The organism is Microbacterium hydrocarbonoxydans, from assembly GCF_900105205.1.
Classification (GTDB): Bacteria; Actinomycetota; Actinomycetes; order Actinomycetales; family Microbacteriaceae; genus Microbacterium; species Microbacterium hydrocarbonoxydans.
Map to the genome: position 1 here is coordinate 1471241 of NZ_FNSQ01000005.1, position 22348 is coordinate 1493588.

Consider the following 22348-nt stretch of genomic DNA (forward strand, 5'->3'; position numbering starts at 1 on the left):
GCGTCGGTGACGTGGTCGGAGTCGGAGCAGCCATCGTCGGCACGATCGCCATCCATCTCGCGATCTTCGGCGGCGACCAGTACTTCCCGCTTCGCTTCCTGCTCTCTCCCGTTGACAACCCGGTCGCTTTCGGCGCGTTCTGGATCTCGCTCGTCCTGCTCGTCGTCGCCGTGGTCCGGGCTGGTCGGGCGGGTGCGTGGTCAGTGCTGACTCCGAGCAGCGCGCAGAGGGTCAAGCAGTCGAATCTGCATCCTGAGACGCAGACGGATGCGCGGTCGGCCGCATCAGCAGGGGAGCAGCCCGCTGCGCCGTCGGGGACGCAGCCCGGCGCGCAATCGGTATCCAGTCCGGACACGCCGGCGAGCGCGCACGTGCCCACGCTCCGCTTCGATATCGCCACCGGTGCGGTGACGCGGCGGGCCTTGAGGGTTGCTGCCGTCATCGCTGCGCTCAACGCGCTCTTCATGATCGTCTTCCCGATCGCGATCATCGTGGTGTTCGCGGTGATCTTCGCGATCGCCGCGGCACTGATCGGCGGCGTGTACATCGTGCTCCGCGCCGTGGCGCCGGAGCACACTCGTGTGGTCAGGCCGGGCAGCGCTCCCGCGGCTCGACCGGGCGCTGGCCAGAGTGCTCCACCGGGCGAGGGCCAGAGCGGACCACCGGGCGAGGGCCAGAGCGGACCACCGGGCGATGGGCGTGGGCACGAATCGGGAAACGAAAACAGGTCGGACCGGGGCTGACGCTCGACGGGGTCACAAGAATCCGGTCGGACGCATCCGTTCAGACGCATCCGTTCAGACGAACATCACTCGACGCTGCGGTCGGTCGGCGTAGGACCTGCCGAGCGGACTGGTCCAGGTGACGGTCCCATCGGGCAGCTGCCGGGCGGACCATCGGTGACGGTCGTCGATGTCGGGATGTTTGAGCGAGTGATGGGTTCTGCAGAAGTGGCTCAGGTTGTCGACGTGCGTCCGTCCGCCACGAGCATGGTCGTGGTTGTGGTCTATCTCGCAGCGATGCACTGGCATCCTGCACCCGGGGAAGCGGCAATGCTGGTCGCGAGCGCGCAGATACCGGCGCATCGACTCCGACGGGGTGTAGGAGTCTGTCTCGCGCACGAGGCCGGTCGGCGTGAGGAAGAGCCGAGTCCATCCGCCGTTGCAGCCGGCCAGTCGCCGGGCGACCTCGGGATCGAGCGGGCCGTGGCCGTCGAGCTCGGCGGGCCGATCGTCGGCGCCGATGAGCGTGCTGGCCGCGACCGTCACCTGGATGCGGGCCGAGACGTGCTCGAGTCCGGAGCCGTTCACTGCGCTCGGATCGGCAGCGAGCAGCAGATCGCTGAGAAGGTCTGCGCGGATCTGGTCGAACGTGCGCTGATCGCCCGCGAGGTGTTCGATGTCGGGACTCGTCGGATCGGTCATCGGGTCGACGGGCGTGGTGAACGGATCGGTGGTGAACGTGCCGTCCTCGCCGACGATGATGCCGCCATCGAAGTAGGCGTCGTAACGCGGGTCTTCGGGGAGAAGTCGTCGAGGTGGCGGGAGCCCTCCGGAGCATCCGTCGGTTCGAGGACGGGCTCGCGCTCGTCGCGAGTGCGGGCCACCTGCCGCGCCATACGCGTGAGTCGATCGTGGATGGCCACTGCCACCCACTCCGGAAGGATGGCCGTGAGCACGGCGAGTCCATCCTCGACCGACCTGACGGTGACTGAACGCTCATCGGTGGCCTTGCGCTGCTTCTCGACGACGGTCAAACCGACGAGCGCTGCAGCGGCCTTCCGCGCGCGGATCCCCGTCCGCGCGACGGTGTCCTGTTCAGCGATCACGAGAGCGGCCGTCTCATACAGGGTCATCGTGTCCGGCTCCACGCGTCCCGCCCGTACGGCGTCATCGACGATCTCGCCGGCCCGCACGATCTCACGGACGTGGCGAGCGGTGATGGCCCCCGCTTCGAACGCGGCACGCACATTCGGCATGGTCCTGTGCAGCGTTCGAGCGTCGGTGAAGCCATACTCGACGGAGCCTGTCGTCAGATGTCCGGCTGCGGAGTACTCGGCGATCATGGATCGGTAGATCGAATCGCGATGGTGAGGGCTGTCGGACACATCGGCGTCGTGGAGGGCGATCCGCTCGACAAGGAGCCCGTACGCCTCGGCCTCGAGCACGGCGATCTGCCGCCGCTTCTCGAGCCAGTCATCGAGCAGGCGGCGGCGTTCCTCTAGGTCGAGGTCGAGATCGGTGGTCCGCGGCATATCTCGAGTTTAGAACGTATGTTCGATATGTGGGAGGGTTAGTCCAGGTATATACCGTCATCCTCCGGGCGGCGGCCTCGCAGCCTGTCGATGTCCCGGCGTTCGCGCTTGGTCGGTCGGCCGGCCCCGCGGTCACGGAGGCCGAGAGCTGCCTGCGGCTCCCGCTCCGGCGTGCGATCCTCATATGCCAGTGCGGCGAGGGGTGCCCCCACCCTCTTGACGAGCAGCTGGCGCACGATGAGGATCCGATCGAAGCCGGCGATGCGCACGCGAAGCTCGTCGCCGATGCGGATGTGCTGCGCGGCCTTCACCTTGTCGCCGTTCACCCGTACATGCCCGGCGCGGCATGCAGTCGTCGCCGCGGAGCGCGTCTTGTACACGCGGATCGCCCATAGCCAGCTGTCGACACGTGCGGCGTCGGCCATCACAAGGCTCCTCTGCGCGAGTCGCTCACGGGGCCACGCCGGAACGGTCCCGGCGAGGGAGCGATGGACGGGCGGCTGCGTTGCATCCCTCCATCGTATGGCCGCAGCATTCGACAGGGCCGCTCAGGATTCGACGGTGACCTGCGTGATCTGGCCGTCGGCGCCCAGATGCACCGCCGGCCAATAGCCTTCGGGGAAGTGCTCGCCGCAGGTGTCGGAGAAGTGGAGCACGATGGTCCCGTCGTCAGATGCCTCGACCGTGTCAAGGGTCAGATCGGACGCCGCGTCCTCGAGTTCGTGCGGTTCGGGCGTGCCGGTGCTGAACGCTGAGACCACGGCATACGTCGCGAGCCGTCGCAGTGCCGGGAGCGCGGTGATGGTGTCGCGGACGTGGGGGAGGAGTGTGCTCGCGTCATCGGCGTTCGTCCCCTCGATCATGAGCTCGAGCTCGGCGCCGTCGAGCTCGATGCTGCCCGCGTACCAGTCGTGGGTGAGGATCGTGCCGTCAGACAATTCGGTCGTCGCGCGGATCAGCGTGCCGAGTTCGGGGTCGTTGATCGGGTGCTCATCGCTCATGCATCCACGCTAGTGGTCCGCACGTCGGGACAGGCGCGTCGCTCAGAGAGTGAGCGCCACGAGTGTGCGGCCGGGCTTCATCTCGGTCTGCACGTCGAATCCGGCCGAGAGGAAGGTGCTGAGCGTGCCGTGGAACAGATCATTCGTCCGCTTCTTCTCACCGTGGGTGTCGACCGGATAGCCCTCGATGATCCGCGCGCCGGATGAGCGCGCGTAGTCGACAGCTGCTCGCAGCAGCACGGCGTTGAGCCCTGATCCTCGATGCTCCCGACGGACGACGAAGCATGTCACGGCCCAGACCGACTCGTCTTCGAAAGGCTCGGCGGTCGCGGCCGCGATGATGCGCGTGCGGGGGACCCGCGCATGTTTCGCACGCGGGCCGATGCGGATCCACCCCGCCGCTTCGCCGTCGACGTACACGATCAGGCCGGGCGGAGGACCCGCCGCGATCTCATCTCGCAGCATCTCCGTGCGTTGCGGAGTCGTCGTGCCGTTCCAGTCCTTGTTGCTCAGCATCGGCCAGATGCACTGGCAGCTGGCGCCGTCGCCGCCACCGGTGAGGGCATGCTGAACGTCATCCCATCGCGTGACCGTCGCCACTTCCGTCGTGATCGTCACCATGTCTGCGACGCTACGCCGGACCTCCGACAGCCCGCAACGCCCGGCGCCCGCTCGGTTCGCGGAGCGCGGCCGGGTGGGGCTAAGATAGGGGAGTTGCCTGCGCGAGAGTGCAGATCAACGGGCTGTGGCGCAGCTTGGTAGCGCACTTGACTGGGGGTCAAGGGGTCGCAGGTTCAAATCCTGTCAGCCCGACCATTGGGCTGTTGGCATTACTGATTGCAGAACAGCTAGAGAAAAGGGAAGGGCACCTGCTTCGAGCAGGTGCCCTTCCCTTTTGTGCGTCTGTGAGATCGGATTCGAGCTCAGGTAGTCGATTCTGAGAGGCTCTGGGGACGAAAACACGAACGCGCCCGGAAACCGGGCGCGATCGATTGTCCTGGTGTAGCGGGGAGCGTGCCGGGCGTGCCGCCGGCGGGCGTCGGCAGTGAGCGGAGCTGCTCAGGTACGCATCGGTGTCAGCGCGAGCTGGTCCCGTTGGTCCGCCGATGCGGTCGTCGATGACGATGTCTGCGCGCCTCGAGGGATGCTGAGGTTGCCGTTGCCCGTGGTCTTCGTGTAGCGGTTGGCCCAGACGCGGTCACGGCGACGGATGGTGTGGACGCGCGGAGTCGTGCGCGCACGTTCGATCTCCTGGTCGCTGAAGAACGCCGCGATCTTCCGGAGGTTGTGCGCAACGACGAGGAGTGTGACGAGGATCTGTGCAGCGGCGATTCCGCGGACGCGGCGGCGGCTAGCGTCTCGATGTCCGCGTCGCCCGATGTCTTGAGCTGATCGTTCCCGGACTCGACGGCGTTGCGGGCGTGGTCGTGGAAGGTCTCCCACTCTTCGGTGCCGTAGTCGAATGCCTGCTGTGGGGCCTGCATCTCGGTGAGGTCGAACGTGGCGGAATGCTTCTTGCAGATGGTGTCGAGAAACTCTTCCTCGAGGGTCTCGGGCTCGACCTCGGGGCGGGCCTTCTTGGCCGCGCTGAGCATCATCTCGCGGAGAGGGCAGGTGACGGTCGGGCTGGGGCCGAGGGCAGGGCAGCGCAGCATCACCTTTCCATCAGGCGTCTTCGCCTTGTCTTTGACGTGCAGCTGGTACGCCTTCCGCTCTTCGATGCGGGCGCGGTGCGTTTGGACGTCGATCACGTCGCCCAGACGATCCGGTGTGGCGTTCAGGAGGGCCTTCGGCGTACTCGGGCAGTACGCGTCGCCTTCGACGAATAGGGCGCCGTGCTGACCGCCCTTAACTCCCACGCGGTCGGATCGATAGTCCGTGGATGGAGTGAAGCCGGTCTTCAGCGCGGGCTTCAGGAGTCGGAAGGGCTTGGCGTTGGCCCAGTACTGCTTGTCGGCGTCGGCGATCCCGGGCGCAAGGTCGAACATCGCTGCGGCCTCGAGGAGGTGCGCGGCTTCTTCGGCGACCTCCATGTTGGGGATGCTGAGCGATGCTGCGACGACGAGGCTCGGGAATCGCTTGGAGCCGGGCTGTTCGGCGTCGACGCGGACGGCCAGGTTCGCCACCCATCCCCAGTCGTAGTCCGCCGACTTCCCACGTTCGGGCGCGGTCTGGTCGATCTCGCCCTTCTGATTGTCGACGCGCTCAGCTTTGCCGCTCTTGACGTGCCACCCGGCGAAGGCGTCCACGGGACCTGGTGGGAGTTCGCCGAGGTTGGCGCCCTGTTCTGCTTTGACCGTGCTCGCGAGGTGCTTGCGGCTGTACCCCTTGGTGGTGGGTGTGCCGATGTAGGTCTGGTCGAAGGAAACGTCCATCTGCTTCGATGCTCGACGGATAGCCCGAGGCTGCAGCATGAAGGTCATGCGGATGAACAGGCGGGTGTACTCATCCAGGCGCGCCTTGTACTTCTCTGCACGCTCAGCGTCGTGATTGCGGAGGATCTCCTGGGTCTGGGCGTGCGTCTTGGCGGTGTACAGCTCCTGAGGGTACGGGTCCATCAGGGTCTTCATCCGGTGGAATGCGCGGATCGTGTTCGTGTACCAGCGCTTCGTCGTGGCGACGTGGGTGGCGAAGCTCGTCGGGGTCTCGGGGAGGTCGAGGAGCTCGCTCGACTTCGTGGAGAGCCTGTGCTGGAGGACGTACGCGGCTCGCCGGATGTGTAGCGGTGCCCCTTCCTGAGCAAGAAGGAGGAGGGCGGTGAGCACGGCGCGGTAGGAGATCATCGCGGGCCTGCCGCCCATGCCGTCGCGGTTCGCATCCTCCGCGGCCCAGCGGTCGAGTTGCTCGAGGATGCCGGACTGCCGGACGCGGGTTTCCGCCAAGGTCACGGTGGAGTCGTCGAACTGCTGAAGGTTGCGGCCGCGGCCGAGGACCGCACGCTCAGTGATTCCGCACTCATCGTTGTCATCGAAGGCGCGGTAGTGGTCGATGTCGACGGAGGTCATCGTGCGACCTCCGCTCCACCAGCGCATCTACCAGGACCTTTCCATCGACGAGAACCCGGGGACGCTCAAGATCGACTGCATGTGCTGGTCAAAGAGGATGCTGAACATATAGTGCGCAACACCGTGAACTCGCTCTACTCCTGCCCTCACCGACTGTTTTAGTTGGGCAAGCAGACCCGCTGACAGGATTGACTCGTCGATTGAGACCGGCAGCAGCATCCCAGCTGCCCTTCGCAGCTCATCATCAGCGAGCTGGTCAGCGTTGAGTCCATCGGGGAGAACGTTGCGCCTGAATCGGCCTGACTTTCGTTCCTATCGGGAGCCTTGTCCAGCGGGTGCCGGCTGGGCTGATTCCAGGTCAGCGTAGTACCCCTCCTCGACCTCGAGTGGGGTGCGCATGTCGAGCTCGCCGTGGCCTGAACAGGTTAGTCCGAAAACGTATCCGGCGTCAGAAATGACCGGAACAGGCTGCGCGTTCTGGCAGTGGAAACTGGCAACCGCAGACATCGGCGCAAAGCCCCGTGAGTAGCGAGTGTCTAGACAGGCCGGTTGTGCTCGGCGAGGTGGTCCATGGTGACGACAGGGCCCGTGCGAAGGATGAGCGCCTTCTTACGCAGGAATCGAAGAAGCCCGGCAGGTCCCATTCGGGAGCCGCCGAGCCCCGAGCTCTTGAAGGCGACCTTCTCGACGTCGCGCATGATGCCGATCGTCAGCGATGTGTCCTGCAGGCTGATAGCGCCGGCGTCGAGACGGCGGGCCACCGCGTCGGACTCCTCCGCCGAGCCGGAGATGACCGCCCCCGAGAGGCCGAACTCTGAGTCGTTGGCGAGGTCGACGGCCTCGTCGATGCTGTCGTAGGCCATCACAGGCATCACGGGCCCGAAAGTCTCCTCCTTCATCAACCGCATCGTGTGGTCGACGTCGACGATAACGGTGGGGCGCATGTACCGGCCGCCGCCTTGCTCGATGCTCGGCCCGCCGGTCAGCAGTCGCGCGCCGTGCTTGACCGCATCTTCGAGATGGCGATCGACGATCTCGGCTTGCCGCTCGAAGATGAAGGGTCCGACGTGACCGTGCCCGGGGTCGGGGAAGCTGAGCTCGAGCGATTCCGACTGGCGCACGAGCTCCGCGACGAAGGGCTCGTAGATCGTGCGGTCGACGTAGATCCGTTCGGTCGAGAAGCAGAGCTGGCCGGTGTTGTGCACTGAACCTTTGAGGATGGCCGCGGCCGCCGACGGGACGTCCGCCGAACCGGTGACGATGGCGGCGTCCTTGCCGCCGAGCTCGAGAAAAGCCGGGATGAAGCGCGAAGCGCAGGCCGCGGCGATGAGCCTGCCTGTCGCCACGCTCCCGGTGAAGCACAGGGCGTCGACGTTGTTGATGACGGCCTGGCCCACGTCGGCCGCTCCGGGAATGTAGGCGAACACCGCCGCGAGCTCCGGCACGGCCGCAATGGTCGCCATGACGGGCGCGATGAAGCGGGGTGTGATCTCGCTCGGCTTCACCACGACGGCGCAGCCGGCGAGGAGGGCAGGGACGGCGTCGGTCGACGATAGGAGGAAGGGGTGGTTCCAGGGGCTGATGATGCCGAGGAGGGCGTACGGGTCGAGCTGCGTGGTGTAGGTGACGTCGTTCATCACACTGGAGCGGCCCTCCAGTGTCGCGGCTTCGATGATGCCGGGTGCCTTCGCGCACCAGTCGCGGACCGAGGCTGCCACCATGTACGGCACCTCTGCCGAGACGCGCACCCGTGCCGTGTCGGTTCCCTCGGCCTCGGCGATCAGCGCCGCATCCCTCTCGATCGCGTCGGCCCACCGGAGCATGGCGGAGATGCGGCCGTCGAGACCGAGGTCGCGCCAGGCGCGCTGCGCCTCGCGGAGGCAAACGGCGAGGTCGGCCACCTCGGCGGGTGTGGGCGGAACCACCATGTAGTCGACCTCGCCGGTACGCGGGTTACGCGCCCAGAGCCCGTCGGTGCTTGGCGACTCGGTGTCGCCGGGGGCGGAGGGGCGCGTCGTTGCGGAGTTCGTCATGTCTGTCAGCCTAGGAATCGTGAATCGAGAGCACCAGCAGATAGATCGGTGCCATCCGATAGCGAGAGAGCTATCGGATGAGCGCGGCGTGTGGTGTGTACGGCCGCATTGCGGAGCGCGCGATCCGTTCGTAGTCGGCCGCGGTGGCGTCGCCCGGGGCGGTGCGGTTGAACGCGGTGCCGGCGGCGAGCACACTGAACCCATGCAGGCGACCGGGGTCGACTCCAAGCGCCCCGAGCCCCTCCGGGAGGCCGAGCCGGGAGGTGAAAAGGGCGAGCTCTTCGGCGAGGTTCTCGGGCGTGGTGCCGAGCGCCCCGGCGACGGCCGTGATCCGCTCCATCGGCACGGCCTCGGCGAGGAAGTTGACGGTGTGCGGCAGCAGCACACCAACGACGGTGCCGTGGTGCAGGCCCAGGTCGTCGAACGGCATCGAGAGTGCATGGGTGAGCCCGAGACCCTTCCAGGTCGTCATGGCTGCCTCGAGCGCGGCCATCATCACGTTCCACCGCGCGTCGCGATCATGGCCGTCGGCCACGGCCCGGGGCAGCCATCTGTGCATCCGGCGCAGCGCTTCGAGGGCGATGGCGTCGGCCGGCGGATTGACCGCGGGTGAGAGGTACGCCTCGAAGGCGTGGCTGAACGCGTCGACACCGGTCGCCGCGGTCAGTTGCGGCGGCAGCCCGTGGGTCAGCTCGGGGTCGCAGATCGCCACGCGTGGCACGAGGTTCGGGCCGATGAAGACCTCCTTTTCCCCGGTGGCGAGCGTGATGCTCGCTCCGCGCCCGATCTCGCTTCCGGTTCCGGCCGTGGTAGGGATGGCCACGATCGGCGCGATGTCGCGGGTGATCCGCGCCTCCCCGCCTGTGCGGGCGAGATAGGCCTCGAGGGGTCGGTTGTGCGTGGCGAGGAGCGCGACGGCCTTGCCACAGTCCATGGGCGATCCGCCGCCCACGGCGATCACCCCGTCGCATCCGTTCTCGCGGTACACGGCCAAAGCGGCGCGCACGGCGGACTCGGTGGGATTGCTCGGCACGTCGAGGAACGAGGGGGCCTCCTCCCACCCGTCGAGTGACTCCAGCGCCGTCGCCAGCACGCCGTTCGCCTCAAGCCCCCTGTCGGATACGACCAGGGGGCGACGGATGCCAACCCGGAGGAGCTCGTCGGGGAGCGTCCGCCGGGCGCCGTCGTCGAACTGGATGCGGCCGATGTACTGGATGAGAGCCATTCGGACTCCTTCGTCGAGCTGCGGTTCAGGCTAGTCGAGCACGGCCGTCGTTACGGAGAAGCCCGCGATGAACTCCTTGATCGGCCGGTAGAAACGGGTGTCGAGATGGTACGGGCCACTAGCGGCGAGCGCGGAGTACGCAGCGATCCAGGTGCGCACCTCGTGCGAGGAGTTGCCGGCGGTCTCGGTCATCCACCGCGGGGTCCAGTCGTCGAGCCGGTCGAGCTCGCCGCGTTCGATGATGTCGAGGAATGCTTCGTCCCATTCGGGGGCGAGTTCCATGATGTCGGCCTGGCCCGCCGCGAAGGCGTGAGCCGCCGAGATCACGCGCTGCTGCCGGTCGTTGCGCGCCTCCGGGGTCAGATGTCGGCCACCGCCGAGCAGGAACTCGCGTTGCTCGCGGGTGGCGGTCGCGATGCGGGGGACCGGCGGGTCGTGCGAGAGCCCGCCCGAGGCGAGGAAGAGAACACGTTTGTCGGTGCCCTCGAAGTGGGCACCGATGGCCTTGCCGAGCGCCCGCACCCTCGAGAGCGGTGTGAACGGCGGCGCAACCGAGTTGATGAAGACGGGGATCACCGGCTTGGCGGTAATGGAGCCGTAGAGGATCTCGAGCGGCTGCACCGCCCCGTGATCCACCTCCATCCGAAGAGAGACGGCGAGGTCGACCCCGTGGTCGAGCACCGACTCGGCCAGCTCTCGGGCGAGGTTGGTGGGCACATCGAGTGGTCCAGCCTCGCTGCCGTAGTCCCCGATGCTCACCGCTTCGTAACCGAGGCAGAACGGCGGCATCAGCTCGTAGAAGAAGCCGTTGTAGTGATCGGGCCCGAAGCTCACGACGAGCTCGGGGTCGAAGTCCGTCACGAACGCCCGGGCGGCGGCGAACGCCCCTTCGACGGCATCGGTGGTCTCTTGCCCCGGGTCGACGAGGTCGAGCAGGGGGCTGTGCGACATGGCGGCGACAGCGACCGGCATGGTGACTCCTTCGTCTAGTTCTTCGGTTCGGTGTTCCCGAGCAGGAAGCCGAGGTGCAAGCGGTTGAACGTTTCCGTGTCTTCGTACTGCGGCCAGTGACCGCAGTTCTCCATCACCGCGAGTCGCGCATTCGGGATGAGCGAGGCGATCCGGCGGCCCTCGTCGACAGGGCCGGAGGGATCCTTCGTCGTCCACAGCACCATGGTCGGGGCCTGGATGGCCCGCAGGTCATCGTCGGAGATCATGTTGCGGGCCCGGGTCTCCGGATCCTGAAGTGCCATGTTCATCTCGCACGCCATCAGCCAGTTGGGCTGCTCGAAGATCATCTGCCGGGTGCGGATGAGGTCGTGAGTTACCATCGTCGGGTCGGCCATCAACCACTCGAGCCGGGTGCGCACACGCTCCCAGCTCGGGTCGCGCGCCGCATCCATCGACAGGGTGTATAGCCGTTCCATCACTTTCGGGTTCGCCATCGTGCCGCCCATCGTGTTCAGCACGATGCGTTCGACCCGGTCGGGTTGCGTCTGCGCGAGCTTTGCCGTGACCCAGCCGCCGAGCGACTCCCCGGAGAACGACGCCCGCTCGGCGCCGATCGCGTCTAGGAAACCCGTGACCTGGGCGAGGTAGTGCGGTATCTCGAGCGGATGCTCCGGCTTCGCGCTGTACCCGTGCCCGATGAAGTCGATGGCCCACACGTCGAAATGCTCGGCATGTGCCTGCAGGTTGCGCACGTACGCCTCGGCGTGGCCAGTGATGCCGTGCAGCAACACGAGCGGCGGCTTGGAGGAGTCACCGGCGTGCAGGTAGCGCGTGCGGTAACCGCCAGCGTTGATGAACCCCTGGCTGAATTCGACCTGGTTGAGGTCGCTCCAGACGCTGGTGTATGCCTGGTCTGTCATCGTGTCCCTGCCTTCTGTGAGTCGTGTGCGGCGGCCAGGTCGAGCGCGACGTCGACGATCATGTCCTCCTGGCCGCCGATGAGATTGCGGGCCCCGACTTCCACCAGCACGTCGCGCGCGTCGAGGCCGTATGAGGTGGCCGCCCGCTCGGAGTGCCGGAGGAAGCTGGAGTACACGCCGGCGTAGCCGAGCGTGAGGGTCTCGCGGTCGACCTGAACGGGCCTGTCCTGCAGCGGTCGTACGACGTCGTCGGCGAGATCCTGCAGCGCGAAGAGGTCGGCGGCGACCTTCCGGCCCTCAAGCCGCGCCACGGCGACAAGGGGTTCGATGGGCGTGTTGCCCGCCCCCGCCCCGAGACCGGCCAGTGAGGCATCCACCCGCCAGGCTCCCTCCTCGACGGCGGCGAAAGAGTTGGCGACCGCCAGGGAGAGATTCTGATGCGCGTGGATGCCGATCTGGGTGGCTGGGTCGAGCATGTCACGGTAGGCGCGCACCCGCTCGCGCACACCACCCGTCGTGAGTCGCCCGCCGGAGTCGGTGACGTAGACGCAGTGCGCGCCGTATGACTCCATGAGACGCGCCTGCTCGGCGAGCGATGCGGGGTCGCTGAGGTGCGACATCATGAGGAAACCGGAAACATCCATACCCCAGTCACGGGCGGCGGCGATGTGCTGAGCCGATACGTCGGCCTCGGTGCAATGGGTGGCCACACGCACCGACCGCACCCCGAGATCACGGGCGCGCTCGAGGTCGTGCAGGGTTCCGATGCCGGGAAGGATGAGCGTGGTGAGCACGGCGTTCTGCACGGCTCCTGCGGCTGCCTCGAGCCACTCCCAGTCGGTGTTGCTCCCGGCGCCGTACGTGAGGCTGCTTCCGCCGAGGCCGTCGCCGTGAGACACCTCGATGGCGTCGACGCCGGCGCGATCGAGCCCGCCCGCGATCTCGGCGACCTTCGCGGGCGTGATGCGGTGGCGCAGCGCGTGCATCCCGTCGCGGAGCGTGACGTCCTGGAGGTAGAACGCGGCGGTCATGCGGTCACCTCGACCCGGGTGGCGACCATCCGTTCGGCCACCCGGAGCGCCGCGGAGGTCATGATGTCGAGATTGCCGGCATAGGCGGGCAGGTAGTGGGCCGCGCCTTCGACCTCGAGGAAGACCGTCACGCGAGTGTACTCACCGCCCCGGTGCACTTCGTCGAGGAGGCCGTCGAGCTCCGTTCCCTCGTCGCTGAACTGCACGGTCTGCTTGAGGCGGTACCCCGGCACGTACTCCGCCACCGCCGCGATCCGGTCACGTATGGCGTCGACGACGAACTCTTCCGTCTCCTCGTCCAGGCGGTTCACGATCACCTGGACCGTGTCGCGCATGATCATCGGCGGTTCGGCGGGGTTCAACACGATGATGGCCTTGCCGCGCGCCGCGCCCCCGACGGCTTGGAGGGCACTCGCGGTGGTCTCGGTGAATTCATCGATGTTGGCGCGGGTGCCCGGCCCCGCGGAGCGCGACGAGATGGAGGCGACGATCTCCGCATAATGCACCGGCACGACGGAGCTCACCGCGGCCACGACCGGGATCGTCGCCTGACCGCCACAGGTGACCATGTTCAGATCGACGGCCCCCAGGTGCTCGTCGAGGTTGACACACGGCACGACATACGGGCCGATCGCCGCGGGAGTGAGGTCGACGAGTCGCTTCCCGAAGGGCAGCAGCCGACCGGCGTTGCTGCGGTGTGCGGAGGCGCTCGTGGCGTCGAACACCACCTCGATCTCGTCGAACAGCGGATGGGCCACGAGACCCTCCACCCCGTCGGAGGTGATGGAGATGCCCAGTCGCTCGGCGCGGGCGAGGCCGTCCGAAGCCGGGTCGATGCCCACCAGCACGGCCATCTCGAGCGTCTCGCTCAGCCGCATCACCTTGAACATGAGGTCGGTGCCGATGTTGCCCGATCCGATGATCGCTACCTTCGCCATCAGATGTCCTTTCTCTTCGGAGTCGTGGGGTTCGTCAGTGCTGCGGGGTGGCTGGCCGAGGGGGTGGAGGCCGCCGTCGATTCCGCGGCCACCGACACGGTGCCGAGGGTCGTGAGTTCGGCCTCGAAAACGTCGCCCGGCGCGACCGGCACCATCGGGCCCAGTGCGCCGGAGAGTACGATCTCGCCGGCTCTGAGTGGCCGCCCGAGCACCAGGGCGGTCTCCGCTACCCACACCAGCGCCTTCAGGGGCGACCCCAGGCAGTCGACACCCGTGCCCTGCGACACGATGTCGCCGTTCCGCCGGAGTGTCATGACGACGGTGGCCGGATCGACGTCGGCGAGGGCCGTGGCCGGCGAGCCGAGCACGAACATCCCGCTCGAGGCGTTGTCGGCGATGGTGTCGACGATCGAGATGTCCCAGCCGTCGATCCTGCTGTCGACGATCTCGAGCGCGGGGGCGACGAACGCGATCGCCCGTGCGACGGCATCCGGATGCGCGTCGACGATGTCCTCCGCCAGCACGAACGCTACCTCCGCCTCGATGCGAGGCTGCAGCAGTCGCCCGAACGGGATCGTCCCCCCATCGTCGATCCGCATGTCGGCGAGAAGCACACCGAAGTCGGGACGATCGACACCGAGCTGATGCTGCACCACGGGCGAGGTAAGTCCGACCTTGCGCCCGACGCGGGGGTTGCGCTCCGTGGCGAGCCCCGATATTACGAGCTCCTGGATCACGTAGGCGTCGTCGACCGACAGCCCGGCCAGGTGGCGTACGGGAGCGCAGGGCTCTCGGTTCGCCGCAGCGGCTCGCAGCAGATCCGCGGCTTCGTGGGTGTGTACCACGATGGACTCCTTCCGTCGCGAGACGAGGTCGTCAGCGACCCAATCCACGCTACGGCGGAAGGATTGATTGATCTATGACATAGTTTTCAGACGTCCGATAGTCACTCGACTCATGGACGACATCGAAGCGAGGAGGCACCGTGGCACCCGATAACCGGATCTCACTGCAAAAGCTCGAGGTGTTCTGCAAGGTCGCCGAACTCGGCGGCGTGAGGCGCGCGGCCGAAGAGCTCTACATCTCGCAGCCTGTCGTGAGCGCTCACCTGCGCTCTCTGCAGGAGCGGATCGGTGCGCGGCTGTTCCACCCGGAAGGCCGTGGCATCGCACTCACCGAGGCGGGAGAGCGCGCACTGCTCTGGGCCGCTGAGGTGCTGCGCGGGCGGATGGAGCTCGACAAAGACCTGGCCGATCTCTCCGACGGGCTATCGGGTTTCGTGTCGATCGGCGCCAGCATCACCGTCGGCAACAGCATCCTCACACCTGCCGTCATCGCCTTCAAGACCGAGAACCCAAGCGTTTCGGTGCGCTTGGAGATCTCGGCGGTCGAGACAGCCCTCGAGCAGGTCAGACTCGGCCGCCACGACTTCGCCATCGTCGCCACCGACGCCGTGCTCGACTCCAGGGCGTTCGACTCGGAACTGGTGGCGCAACCGCCGTGGGCCGTCATCGCGTCGACCACCAACACCAAGCTCCCCGACACGGTGACGCCGGCCGCGCTGGCGAAGCTGCCGTTCGTCTGCCCGCCGGGCGGGATGGCCATCCGGCGCAGCCAGGACAACGCCCTCGCGTCGATCGGCGTGACCGACCGACGGGTCGAGATCGAGCTTGGCAGTGCGGAGTCGATCAAGCAGGCCGTGGCGGCCGATCTCGGCGTGGCGATGCTTTGGCGGCAGTCTGTACAGGTCGACATCGAGGCCGGGAGTCTGCGGGAGATCACCGTCGAGGCGCCGCCGTTGCGCGACAAGCTCTTCATCGTGCGCCGCATCGGCAACCGCCTCACCCCGGTGCAGCGCCGGATGCTCGACCGCCTGCGCGCCGTCATCGACGAGCGGCTCGGCGAGAAGCATCCGGCTATCGGTTGAGCGTCGGAAAGCTCATGGTGCCGGTCGGGCGCGCTCTTTAGCGTGGGGACGACCGACCTGCGACAGACGAGGGATCATGAGTGAACCACGAACCACCCTGCACACCATCGACACCCATCACCATGTCGGAGAGCTCTCTCTGGGCGTCGGCGACGACGGGGCGGGAGGTGACGGCACCGCCATCAGGCCCGTCGAGGTGCACGCCGAGATGCTCGACAGGTTCGGGTTCACCGCGGCCTGTGTGATCCCAGGGTTCCAGTACGACCGCACGTACGGCATCGCGAACACCCGCCGGGTGAACGATGGCATCGCGGCCTACCGTGACAGCATGCCCTCGCGGTTCCCGGTGGCACTCGGCACCCTGGAACCGCTGCACACCGTCGAGGCCTGCCGCCAGGAGGCGGACCGCCTCGTGGCGGAGCTCGACATCGACGGCCTCGCCTGGCACACCCGCTACCAGGGTGTGTTCCTCTCCGATCGGCGGATGCACGCACTGGTCGACCTCGCCACGGAGCGCGGACTGCCTTGCTACGTGCATCTGTTCGCCGAGTCGGGCATGGAGGCTCCGTGGTCGCTGCTCGACCTGGCGCGAGCGCACCCGGACGCGACGATCGTGGCCCTCGACGGATTCTCGGGATCGACCCAGACTCGGTACCTGATGGACATCGCCGAGCGGTGCCCGAACGTGCTGTTCGACACCGCTATCGCGTTCCCGCTGATGCGGCCGCTCGATGCATTCGTCGATACGTTCGGGTCGGAGCGGCTACTGTTCGGAACCGACTCGTACGCCAGGCCCGTGCCGTACAACACTCCGTCGGTGATGCACGAGCTCCGAGCTTCCACGATGCCGCAGACCGACCTCGAGAACATTCTGTGGCGCAACTTCCTGCGGCTCTTCCCACAGGCGGTAAATCGCTTGGGTTTGGCTATCGATGGCGACGCAACTATCTCATAGTGCTATCAGCCATGCCCGACGTACCGTAACTGCGTGATGACAAGCCAGAACCCTCACCCGCCCATCCGCGAGCTCGACGTCGAGTCCGCCCTATCGGTCTGGGACGTCGTCGTCGTCGGAGCCGGGCCGGTCGGGATGACCCTCGCCACCGAACTCGGTCTCCGCGGCGTGAGGACGCTCGTGGTCGAGAAGGCCACCGAGACCACGACCAACCCCCGATGCAACACCACGAACGCCCGCTCGATGGAGTACTTCCGTCGGCAGGGCAGTGCCGACCGCATCCGCCGGGCGGGTCTGCCGCTCGACCACGCCACCGACGTCGTCTACGTCACGAGCCTCGACTCCTACGAGCTCACGCGGTTCGAGTTCTCATCGAGCCAGGCGGTGCTCGACGGCACGGCGCCGGAATTCGGCGAGTGGCCGACGCCTGAGCCGCAGCACCGCATCTCCCAGATATTCCTCGAACCGCTGCTCGCCGAGCGTCTCGCCGACTTCCCCAGCGTGACTGTACTGCGCGGCTGGGAGGCGGAGTCGGCGGAGCAGGACGACGACGGCGTGTCGGTCACGATCACCGAGACGGCCACCGGAGGCCGCCGTACGGTGCGCGGCCGTTACGCCACAGGATGCGACGGGGGAGCCAGCATGATGCGGCGCGCCATCGGCGCTCGGCTCCAGGGCGACTCCGAGGCCGCCGAGCGGAGGCTCTCCATCTACTTCCGCTCCGACGAGCTGGTCGGCCTCCTGGGTGAGAACCCGGGCTGGATGTACTGGTGGTACGGCCCGGAACTGCGCGGCTCGTTCCTGCAGCTCGACGGCTCGTCGCTGTTCCTCTGTCACGCCCGCGTGCCGGAGGGCATGGAGCCCGACGACCTCGACCCTAATCGTGTGCTCGAGGCGGCCGTGGGCCGGCACATCGAACACGAGAAGCTACAGGTCATCCGATGGACGCCGCGGCGCCTCGTGGCCGACTCATTCCGCGACGGGAGGATCACCCTCGCCGGTGACGCAGCCCACCTCTGGTTGCCGCTCGGCGGGTTCGGCATGAACACCGGGATCGCCGACGCGGTGGGGCTCGGCTGGCGTCTGGCCGCGCTCGTCGCCGGCACCGGCGCAGATGCCCTCCTCGACGACTACGAGGCCGAACGACGATCGGTGGGCGAAGCCACGTCGCGTGCCGCACTGAAGATCGACCGCGACATGGCGGCGATCGGCCGCGACACCGAGCTGCACGCCGACTCGCAGCGCGGGGCCGAGCTGCGCGCCGAAGCCGGCCGGTTGATCCAGATCATCGACCGCCAGCAGTGGCACAGTCAGGGGGTGCAGTTCGGTTCGCGCTACGAGCACTCCTCGGGCATCATCGCGCCCGACGAGGCCGACGCCACCGCGATCGCCGCGATCGACAGCTACACACCCTCGGTGCGAGCCGGGTCGAGGCTGCCGCACCTGTGGCGAGCCGACGGCTCGTCGCTGTTCGACGCGCTCGGGCGCGACTGGACACTGATCACCGTCGGAGAGTCGGGGCGCGCGGGGGCGGACTTCGCCCGTGCCGCGAGCGATCTGGGTCTCGACCTCACCATGGTCGAACTGACCGAGGCGGAGGCGGCGGGGGTGATCGACGAGCCCGCCGTCTTGGTGCGTCCCGACCTCTACATCGCGTTCAGTGGCGTAGCTCCAGACCCGTCGACGAGCGCCGGCTCGGCAAAGGCGATCCTCGGCGAGCTCCTCGGAGCGACAAGATCTCTGGTGGCCGCCACGGCGGGAGCCACCCGTGGCTGACCCGTCGGGCTCGACCCGCCGCCCGACCCTGCTCGTGCGGCGAGCGACGAGCAGCGACCACAGCAAGGCGCCTCAGCTGGCACTGGTCGATCGACCACGCCGACATCGCAGAAGGTTGCCGGGCATGCCCGCCTATGAGCAGGAGCACGCGGTACGGCAACTGCTGCCAAGAACGTCGGGTGATGCATCCTTCGCCGTCGATGCTCTGCGTAGCAAGGCCGGCGTTCCCGACGTCGTGACCGAGCTGCAATTCGACGACGCCGTCCTCACTCGGGAAGTGCGCATGCTCTGACTTCCCACCTTTCTTGTTCCACCCTCACGCACTCCGTGCGCCACTATCACTCATGTAGGTCAAAGGAGATACCACAATGAGCGTCAACAAAGCGAAGATCCCGATGTACGTCGGCAAGGACGGGCGGGAGCTCCGTCGGGTCCTCACCTCGAGCTACGTCGGCAGCATGATCGAGTACTACGACTTCGTGCTCTACGCCGCAGCCTCCGGGCTCATCTTCAACCGTCTGTTCTTCAACGACCTGCCCCCGGCGGTCGCCACCATTGCGGCCTTCGCCACCCTCGCGGTCGGCTTCGTCGTACGCCCGCTCGGCGCGATCATCTTCGGTTACTTCGGCGACCGTGTCGGCCGCAAGTCGGTGCTGGTGATCACCATGACCATGATGGGTGTGGCCACCGCCCTGATGGCCGTGTTGCCCACCCGCGATCAGGCGGGTGTCATCGCTCCGATCCTGCTCATCATCCTGCGGGTGGTGCAGGGCCTCTCGGTCGGTGGCGAGTGGGGCGGTGCCGCGCTGATGGCGTTCGAGCACGCCCACCCGAAGCGGCGCGGCTTCGCGGCGGTGTTCGCCACCGCCGGTCAGCCGAGCGGTTCGCTGCTGGCCGGTGTGGTGCTGGCACTGTTCGCGCTGATGCCGGAGGAGCACTTCCTCAGCTGGGGCTGGCGCGTGCCGTTCGCCCTGAGCGCCGTGCTCGTGATCTTCGGTCTCTGGATCCGCATCCGGGTCTCCGAGTCGCCGCTGTTCCTGGAGGAGAAGCGGCGGCGCGAGCAGAGCACTGAGAAGACGCGCTCGCCTCTCATCGAGGTGCTCCACCGGCCCGGAACCTTGGTTCTGGCGTTCGTAGCCCTGCTCGCTCCCTTCCTCTCGTTCACGCTGTCGGGGGCGTTCGGCATCACCTACGGGGCCACCCACGGGCTGTCGACCTCGAGTGTGCTGTTCATCTCCTCCGCGGGGTCTCTTGTCTGCATCGTGGGTGAGCTGTTCTTCGCCTCGCTTTCCGACAGGGTGGGCCGGCGGCCGGTCATGATCGGTGGTGTCATCGCGGGCGCCCTGCTGGTTTTCCCCTTCTTCCTGCTGTTGCAGACGGGCACTGCCTGGGGAGCGCTGCTCGCGTTCGCGCTCATCAACGGCGTGGCGATCGGTGCGACGTTCGGCCCGCTGGCCGCGTTCATGGGAGAGCGGTTCAGCACGGGGTCGCGGTTCACCGGCCTGTCCCTGGGGTACCAGCTGGCGGCCACCGTCGGCGGCGGCTTCGGCCCGCTCATCCTCACCGCGCTCATCGCGAGCAACCCGGCCGACATCACGCCCATCGTGTGGTTCATCGCCGGCGTGGCAGTGCTCAGCATCGTCGCGCTGTTCTTCTCGAGAGACCGCGCGGTGGAGGCGCCCGTGGTCGACGAGACCACACCGGCCGTCGCCGAGTCCGTCGCGTGACCGCGCTGGTGGAGACCGCGCACCGCGGTCGTTTCGCCTCGGCCGACGTGGAGCTGCTCCGGCTGCCCGGCGGGGTGATCGAGCTCCGGTCCAAGCAACGGCCGACGGATGCACCGGCCACCACCTTGCACTGGCTGCACAGGTGGGCCGCCACCACCCCGTCGGCGATCCTCCTCACCGAGGTCGCCGACGGAGGGCGGCTCGCGCTCGACTACGGGTCGGCGTGGGATCGTGTGGTCCAGGCAGCCCGGGCGCTCATCGCCCGCGGCATCGGCCAGGGAGTCCGGGTCGCCGTCATCGCGCAAAATGGCATCGACGCTTTCGTGGCAGGACACGCCGTGATGCTGGCTGGAGCGGTCTGGGTGCCGATCGCGCCGCAGTACCTCCGCCCCGGTGCCGACCCCGCGCGGATCGCGAGCGTGCTTGAGATGGTCGGTCCGGCACTGGTCGTCGTGCCGGACGAATCCCTCCACGAGGCTGTGCCCGTGGGCTACAGAGTGGAGACAACCGTCGCGGGCGACGGTTCCGGGCGTTCCGCGGGCGACGCAGGGCTCCGTCTGCTCGACCGGTGCCTCGCCGATGACCCCGCCAAACTGCTGCTCACCTCCGGGTCGACCGGCACACCCAAAGCCGTCGTCTACACCCATCGGATGCTCGTGAACAACGTGCGCGCCACCGTCGACGTGTGGCCCTTCGTCGACGATCACCCGCCGGTGCTCGTCGACTGGTTGCCGTGGAATCATGCCTTCGGAGGGAACGCGAACCTCAACATGGTGCTGTTAGGCGGCGGGACCATCCACATCGATGACGCGCACGGACGGCCGGATGCGCTCCATCGCACGATCGCCGCGATCCGGGAGTTCTCACCCACCTTCCACGCCGCTGTGCCGGCCACGTTCCAAGCCCTCGTCCCGGTGCTCGAGGCGGATCGCGGGTTTCGCACCGCACTTTTCGGCCGGTGCGACGCGCTGTTCTCCGCGGGAGCGGGGATGCCCGTCGGTGCCTTCCGGCGTCTGAAGGCGCTGTCGCAGACGGTGCGGGAGTTGCCGGTGCCCGTGCTGACCGGGTGGGGGTCCACCGAGGTGGGCCCCGGCGCCACGATCGTGCACAGCGCCGACAGCGAACCGGGCTGGGTGGGCCCGCCCCTGCCCGGGGTCACCATCCGCCTGGTGCCAGTGGGCGACAAACTCGAGCTCCGCGTGCGGAGTGAGAGTGTGACACCCGGATACTGGCGCGACCCCGACCGCACGGCGGCGGTGTTCGATCACGACGGCTTCTATCGATCGGGTGATGCCGGCCGCCTCGTCGACGATTCGCGACCGGAGCTGGGACTGCGCTTCGACGGGCGGATCGCCGACGATTTCAAGCTGTCGAACGGCTCGTGGGTGAACGTAGACCGGCTCCGCTCGAGTCTGCTCGCACTCGCCGGCAACGGGGTGCGCGACGTGGTCGTCGCGGGCCCGGACAGGGCGCACCTCGTGGCCCTGTTTTGGGTGACGGAAGGTGCGACGGTCGATGTCGGGGCCGTGCTCGCGGCACACAACGCGGGCACGACGGGGCAGACCAACCTCGTCGTCGCCGGTGGGGTGCTCACGGAAGAGCTCGATGCCGAGCTCCTGTCGCCGAAAGGACTCATCAAACCAGCTGCGTTCCGGTCGGCGCACACTGCGCTGATCGACGACCTGTACCGCCAATCAACGAAGGAGAACAAAGGATGATCGCCGTCAACTCTGCACGAGAACTCACCGACAAGGTGGGCCAAGTGCTCGGCCACAGCGAGTGGCTCACGTTGCCGGCAGATCGGATCGCCGCCTTCGGCGCCGTCACCGGCGATGAGCACTGGATCCACGTCGACCGCGAGCGTGCCCGGGCTGAAGGGCCCTTCGGTGATGTGCTCGCCCACGGCTTCCTGCTGCTCGGTCTCGTCACGGGGCTCGCGAACCAGTGTTACTCGGTGGCGGACGCGGTGCGCTGGACGAACTACGGGCTCGATCGCGTGCGATTCACGGCGCCGGTGACTCCGTCGTCCGAGGTCCGGTTGGCGCTCACGCTGAAGTCGCTCGATGTCTCACAGGACGGAGCCCGTCTGGTGCTCGGCTGTGAACTCGAATTGCGGGATTCGTCGCGCCCGGCGATGGTGGCCGATTGGATCGTGCTGATCGCGGAGGGGGAGGAGTGACGAGCTTCAGCGGGATCGGGCAGAAGGGCACGTTCCTCGACCATGTGGGCGGAATCGAGGAGTCACGGGGAGCGGAAGGTTCCGTCATCCGGGTCACGGTGCGGCCCGAGCATGTGAACCCCAACGGCACGGCCCACGGTGGGCTCATCCTCACGTTGCTCGACTTCACGCTCGGCGCGGAGGTAGAGAGCTCACTTGGTGAGGGTCTGGTCGGGCACCCGATCACGATCCAGCTCTCCACCAGCATGATCGGTGCGGCGGCCCTCGGCGAGACGCTGACCGGCACCGCCCGCGTACGATCGCGCACGAAGACGATGAGCTTCGTCGAGGGCGAGATCCTCTGCGGCCAGCGCGTCATCGCCACAGCGACAGCGGTCTTCCGCAACCCCCGCGCAGCCGCCGTATCGCGATAGATCGGGCGCCTAC

Annotated in this window: 22 protein-coding genes and 1 tRNA gene; 10 read left to right on the top strand and 13 right to left on the bottom strand. The window is 67.5% G+C overall.

The window, feature by feature from the left end; translation table 11 throughout:
• Positions 1-11: 11 nt before the first annotated feature.
• Entirely contained in the window at positions 12-743 is a 732-nt protein-coding gene (locus BLW44_RS07425; RefSeq protein ID WP_139305249.1) for a hypothetical protein, read from the top strand.
• 54 nt (positions 744-797) lie between these two features.
• On the opposite strand, the gene BLW44_RS07430 is transcribed toward BLW44_RS07425, so the two are convergent.
• The 5 genes from BLW44_RS07430 to BLW44_RS07450 all read right to left on the bottom strand — a co-directional run bounded on the left by BLW44_RS07430 (position 798) and on the right by BLW44_RS07450 (position 3876).
• The gene (locus tag BLW44_RS07430; RefSeq protein WP_139305250.1) at positions 798-1424 is read right to left on the bottom strand and encodes an HNH endonuclease signature motif containing protein; all 627 of its coding nucleotides are present in this window, start codon (positions 1422-1424) and stop codon (positions 798-800) included.
• On the bottom strand, positions 1421-2254 hold the full coding sequence (locus tag BLW44_RS07435; RefSeq protein WP_074731679.1) for a DUF222 domain-containing protein: 834 nt from the start codon (positions 2252-2254) through the stop codon (positions 1421-1423). Before BLW44_RS07435 ends, BLW44_RS07430 begins: the two co-directional genes overlap by 4 nt.
• 38 nt (positions 2255-2292) lie before the next feature.
• Entirely contained in the window at positions 2293-2679 is a 387-nt protein-coding gene (locus tag BLW44_RS07440) for an RNA-binding S4 domain-containing protein (protein ID WP_060927579.1), read from the bottom strand.
• A gap of 123 nt (positions 2680-2802) precedes the next feature.
• Positions 2803-3255 carry a hypothetical protein gene (locus BLW44_RS07445; RefSeq protein ID WP_060927580.1) on the bottom strand — a complete coding sequence of 151 codons (453 nt, stop codon included), beginning with the start codon at positions 3253-3255 and terminating at the stop codon, positions 2803-2805.
• Between the two features lie 42 nt (positions 3256-3297).
• The gene (locus BLW44_RS07450; protein ID WP_060927581.1) at positions 3298-3876 is read right to left on the bottom strand and encodes a GNAT family N-acetyltransferase; all 579 of its coding nucleotides are present in this window, start codon (positions 3874-3876) and stop codon (positions 3298-3300) included.
• 118 nt (positions 3877-3994) lie between these two features.
• On the opposite strand from BLW44_RS07450, the gene BLW44_RS07455 reads away from it, so the two are divergent.
• A tRNA-Pro gene (locus BLW44_RS07455) sits at positions 3995-4071 on the top strand.
• A 260-nt stretch (positions 4072-4331) separates the two neighbouring features.
• On the opposite strand, the gene BLW44_RS07460 is transcribed toward BLW44_RS07455, so the two are convergent.
• The 8 genes from BLW44_RS07460 to BLW44_RS07500 all read right to left on the bottom strand — a co-directional run bounded on the left by BLW44_RS07460 (position 4332) and on the right by BLW44_RS07500 (position 14203).
• A complete protein-coding gene (locus BLW44_RS07460; RefSeq protein WP_139305251.1) occupies positions 4332-6260 on the bottom strand; it encodes a hypothetical protein in 1929 nt (642 codons plus the stop codon).
• Positions 6261-6796: 536 nt separating this feature from the next.
• Positions 6797-8293, bottom strand: a complete 1497-nt coding sequence (locus BLW44_RS07470; RefSeq protein ID WP_060927583.1) for an aldehyde dehydrogenase family protein — start codon at positions 8291-8293, stop codon at positions 6797-6799.
• A 70-nt stretch (positions 8294-8363) separates the two neighbouring features.
• Positions 8364-9518, bottom strand: a complete 1155-nt coding sequence (locus BLW44_RS07475) for an iron-containing alcohol dehydrogenase (protein WP_060927584.1) — start codon at positions 9516-9518, stop codon at positions 8364-8366.
• 30 nt (positions 9519-9548) lie between these two features.
• Positions 9549-10490, bottom strand: coding sequence for a 3-carboxyethylcatechol 2,3-dioxygenase (locus tag BLW44_RS07480; RefSeq protein ID WP_060927585.1), 942 nt, complete (start codon positions 10488-10490; stop codon positions 9549-9551).
• A 14-nt stretch (positions 10491-10504) separates the two neighbouring features.
• Entirely contained in the window at positions 10505-11389 is an 885-nt protein-coding gene (locus BLW44_RS07485; protein ID WP_060927586.1) for an alpha/beta fold hydrolase, read from the bottom strand.
• On the bottom strand, positions 11386-12420 hold the full coding sequence (gene dmpG, locus BLW44_RS07490; RefSeq protein WP_060927587.1) for a 4-hydroxy-2-oxovalerate aldolase: 1035 nt from the start codon (positions 12418-12420) through the stop codon (positions 11386-11388). The genes BLW44_RS07485 and dmpG overlap by 4 nt, the downstream gene beginning before the upstream one ends.
• Positions 12417-13358, bottom strand: a complete 942-nt coding sequence (locus tag BLW44_RS07495) for an acetaldehyde dehydrogenase (acetylating) (RefSeq protein WP_060927588.1) — start codon at positions 13356-13358, stop codon at positions 12417-12419. Before BLW44_RS07495 ends, dmpG begins: the two co-directional genes overlap by 4 nt.
• Positions 13358-14203: a 2-keto-4-pentenoate hydratase gene (locus BLW44_RS07500; RefSeq protein ID WP_082724574.1), complete on the bottom strand. Its 846-nt coding sequence runs from the start codon at positions 14201-14203 to the stop codon at positions 13358-13360. The genes BLW44_RS07495 and BLW44_RS07500 overlap by 1 nt, the downstream gene beginning before the upstream one ends.
• 140 nt (positions 14204-14343) lie before the next feature.
• Here BLW44_RS07500 and BLW44_RS07505 point away from each other — a divergent pair, with 140 nt between their 5' ends.
• The 8 genes from BLW44_RS07505 (at position 14344) to BLW44_RS07535 (ending at position 22335) form a co-directional block, all read left to right on the top strand.
• Complete coding sequence (locus tag BLW44_RS07505) at positions 14344-15285, top strand: LysR family transcriptional regulator (protein WP_060927589.1); 942 nt, start codon at positions 14344-14346, stop codon at positions 15283-15285.
• A 76-nt stretch (positions 15286-15361) separates the two neighbouring features.
• The gene (locus BLW44_RS07510) at positions 15362-16240 is read left to right on the top strand and encodes an amidohydrolase family protein (RefSeq protein WP_060927590.1); all 879 of its coding nucleotides are present in this window, start codon (positions 15362-15364) and stop codon (positions 16238-16240) included.
• A gap of 36 nt (positions 16241-16276) precedes the next feature.
• The gene (locus BLW44_RS07515) at positions 16277-18016 is read left to right on the top strand and encodes an FAD-dependent monooxygenase (protein WP_074731685.1); all 1740 of its coding nucleotides are present in this window, start codon (positions 16277-16279) and stop codon (positions 18014-18016) included.
• A gap of 124 nt (positions 18017-18140) precedes the next feature.
• Positions 18141-18308 (top strand): hypothetical protein, encoded by a 168-nt coding sequence (locus tag BLW44_RS17985; protein WP_157519596.1) that lies wholly within the window; start codon positions 18141-18143, stop codon positions 18306-18308.
• A gap of 76 nt (positions 18309-18384) precedes the next feature.
• Positions 18385-19743 carry an MFS transporter gene (locus BLW44_RS07520; RefSeq protein WP_060927591.1) on the top strand — a complete coding sequence of 453 codons (1359 nt, stop codon included), beginning with the start codon at positions 18385-18387 and terminating at the stop codon, positions 19741-19743.
• The gene (locus tag BLW44_RS07525; RefSeq protein WP_060927592.1) at positions 19740-21461 is read left to right on the top strand and encodes an AMP-binding protein; all 1722 of its coding nucleotides are present in this window, start codon (positions 19740-19742) and stop codon (positions 21459-21461) included. Before BLW44_RS07520 ends, BLW44_RS07525 begins: the two co-directional genes overlap by 4 nt.
• The gene (locus BLW44_RS07530) at positions 21458-21922 is read left to right on the top strand and encodes a MaoC family dehydratase (protein ID WP_060927593.1); all 465 of its coding nucleotides are present in this window, start codon (positions 21458-21460) and stop codon (positions 21920-21922) included. Before BLW44_RS07525 ends, BLW44_RS07530 begins: the two co-directional genes overlap by 4 nt.
• Positions 21919-22335, top strand: a complete 417-nt coding sequence (locus BLW44_RS07535; protein WP_060927594.1) for a PaaI family thioesterase — start codon at positions 21919-21921, stop codon at positions 22333-22335. The genes BLW44_RS07530 and BLW44_RS07535 overlap by 4 nt, the downstream gene beginning before the upstream one ends.
• Positions 22336-22348 lie beyond the last annotated feature (13 nt).

Excerpts from the sequence above, each read along its gene's own strand:
- BLW44_RS07430 (WP_139305250.1), bottom strand. The coding sequence starts at position 1,424 with ATGACCGATCCGACGAGTCCCGACATCGAACACCTCGCGGGCGATCAG.
- BLW44_RS07435 (WP_074731679.1), bottom strand. The coding sequence starts at position 2,254 with ATGCCGCGGACCACCGATCTCGACCTCGACCTAGAGGAACGCCGCCGC.
- BLW44_RS07440 (WP_060927579.1), bottom strand. The coding sequence starts at position 2,679 with ATGGCCGACGCCGCACGTGTCGACAGCTGGCTATGGGCGATCCGCGTG.
- BLW44_RS07445 (WP_060927580.1), bottom strand. The coding sequence starts at position 3,255 with ATGAGCGATGAGCACCCGATCAACGACCCCGAACTCGGCACGCTGATC.
- BLW44_RS07450 (WP_060927581.1), bottom strand. The coding sequence starts at position 3,876 with ATGGTGACGATCACGACGGAAGTGGCGACGGTCACGCGATGGGATGAC.
- BLW44_RS07460 (WP_139305251.1), bottom strand. The coding sequence starts at position 6,260 with ATGACCTCCGTCGACATCGACCACTACCGCGCCTTCGATGACAACGAT.
- BLW44_RS07470 (WP_060927583.1), bottom strand. The coding sequence starts at position 8,293 with ATGACGAACTCCGCAACGACGCGCCCCTCCGCCCCCGGCGACACCGAG.
- BLW44_RS07475 (WP_060927584.1), bottom strand. The coding sequence starts at position 9,518 with ATGGCTCTCATCCAGTACATCGGCCGCATCCAGTTCGACGACGGCGCC.
- BLW44_RS07480 (WP_060927585.1), bottom strand. The coding sequence starts at position 10,490 with ATGCCGGTCGCTGTCGCCGCCATGTCGCACAGCCCCCTGCTCGACCTC.
- BLW44_RS07485 (WP_060927586.1), bottom strand. The coding sequence starts at position 11,389 with ATGACAGACCAGGCATACACCAGCGTCTGGAGCGACCTCAACCAGGTC.
- dmpG (WP_060927587.1), bottom strand. The coding sequence starts at position 12,420 with ATGACCGCCGCGTTCTACCTCCAGGACGTCACGCTCCGCGACGGGATG.
- BLW44_RS07495 (WP_060927588.1), bottom strand. The coding sequence starts at position 13,358 with ATGGCGAAGGTAGCGATCATCGGATCGGGCAACATCGGCACCGACCTC.
- BLW44_RS07510 (WP_060927590.1), top strand. The coding sequence starts at position 15,362 with ATGAGTGAACCACGAACCACCCTGCACACCATCGACACCCATCACCAT.
- BLW44_RS07515 (WP_074731685.1), top strand. The coding sequence starts at position 16,277 with ATGACAAGCCAGAACCCTCACCCGCCCATCCGCGAGCTCGACGTCGAG.
- BLW44_RS17985 (WP_157519596.1), top strand. The coding sequence starts at position 18,141 with ATGCCCGCCTATGAGCAGGAGCACGCGGTACGGCAACTGCTGCCAAGA.
- BLW44_RS07520 (WP_060927591.1), top strand. The coding sequence starts at position 18,385 with ATGAGCGTCAACAAAGCGAAGATCCCGATGTACGTCGGCAAGGACGGG.
- BLW44_RS07530 (WP_060927593.1), top strand. The coding sequence starts at position 21,458 with ATGATCGCCGTCAACTCTGCACGAGAACTCACCGACAAGGTGGGCCAA.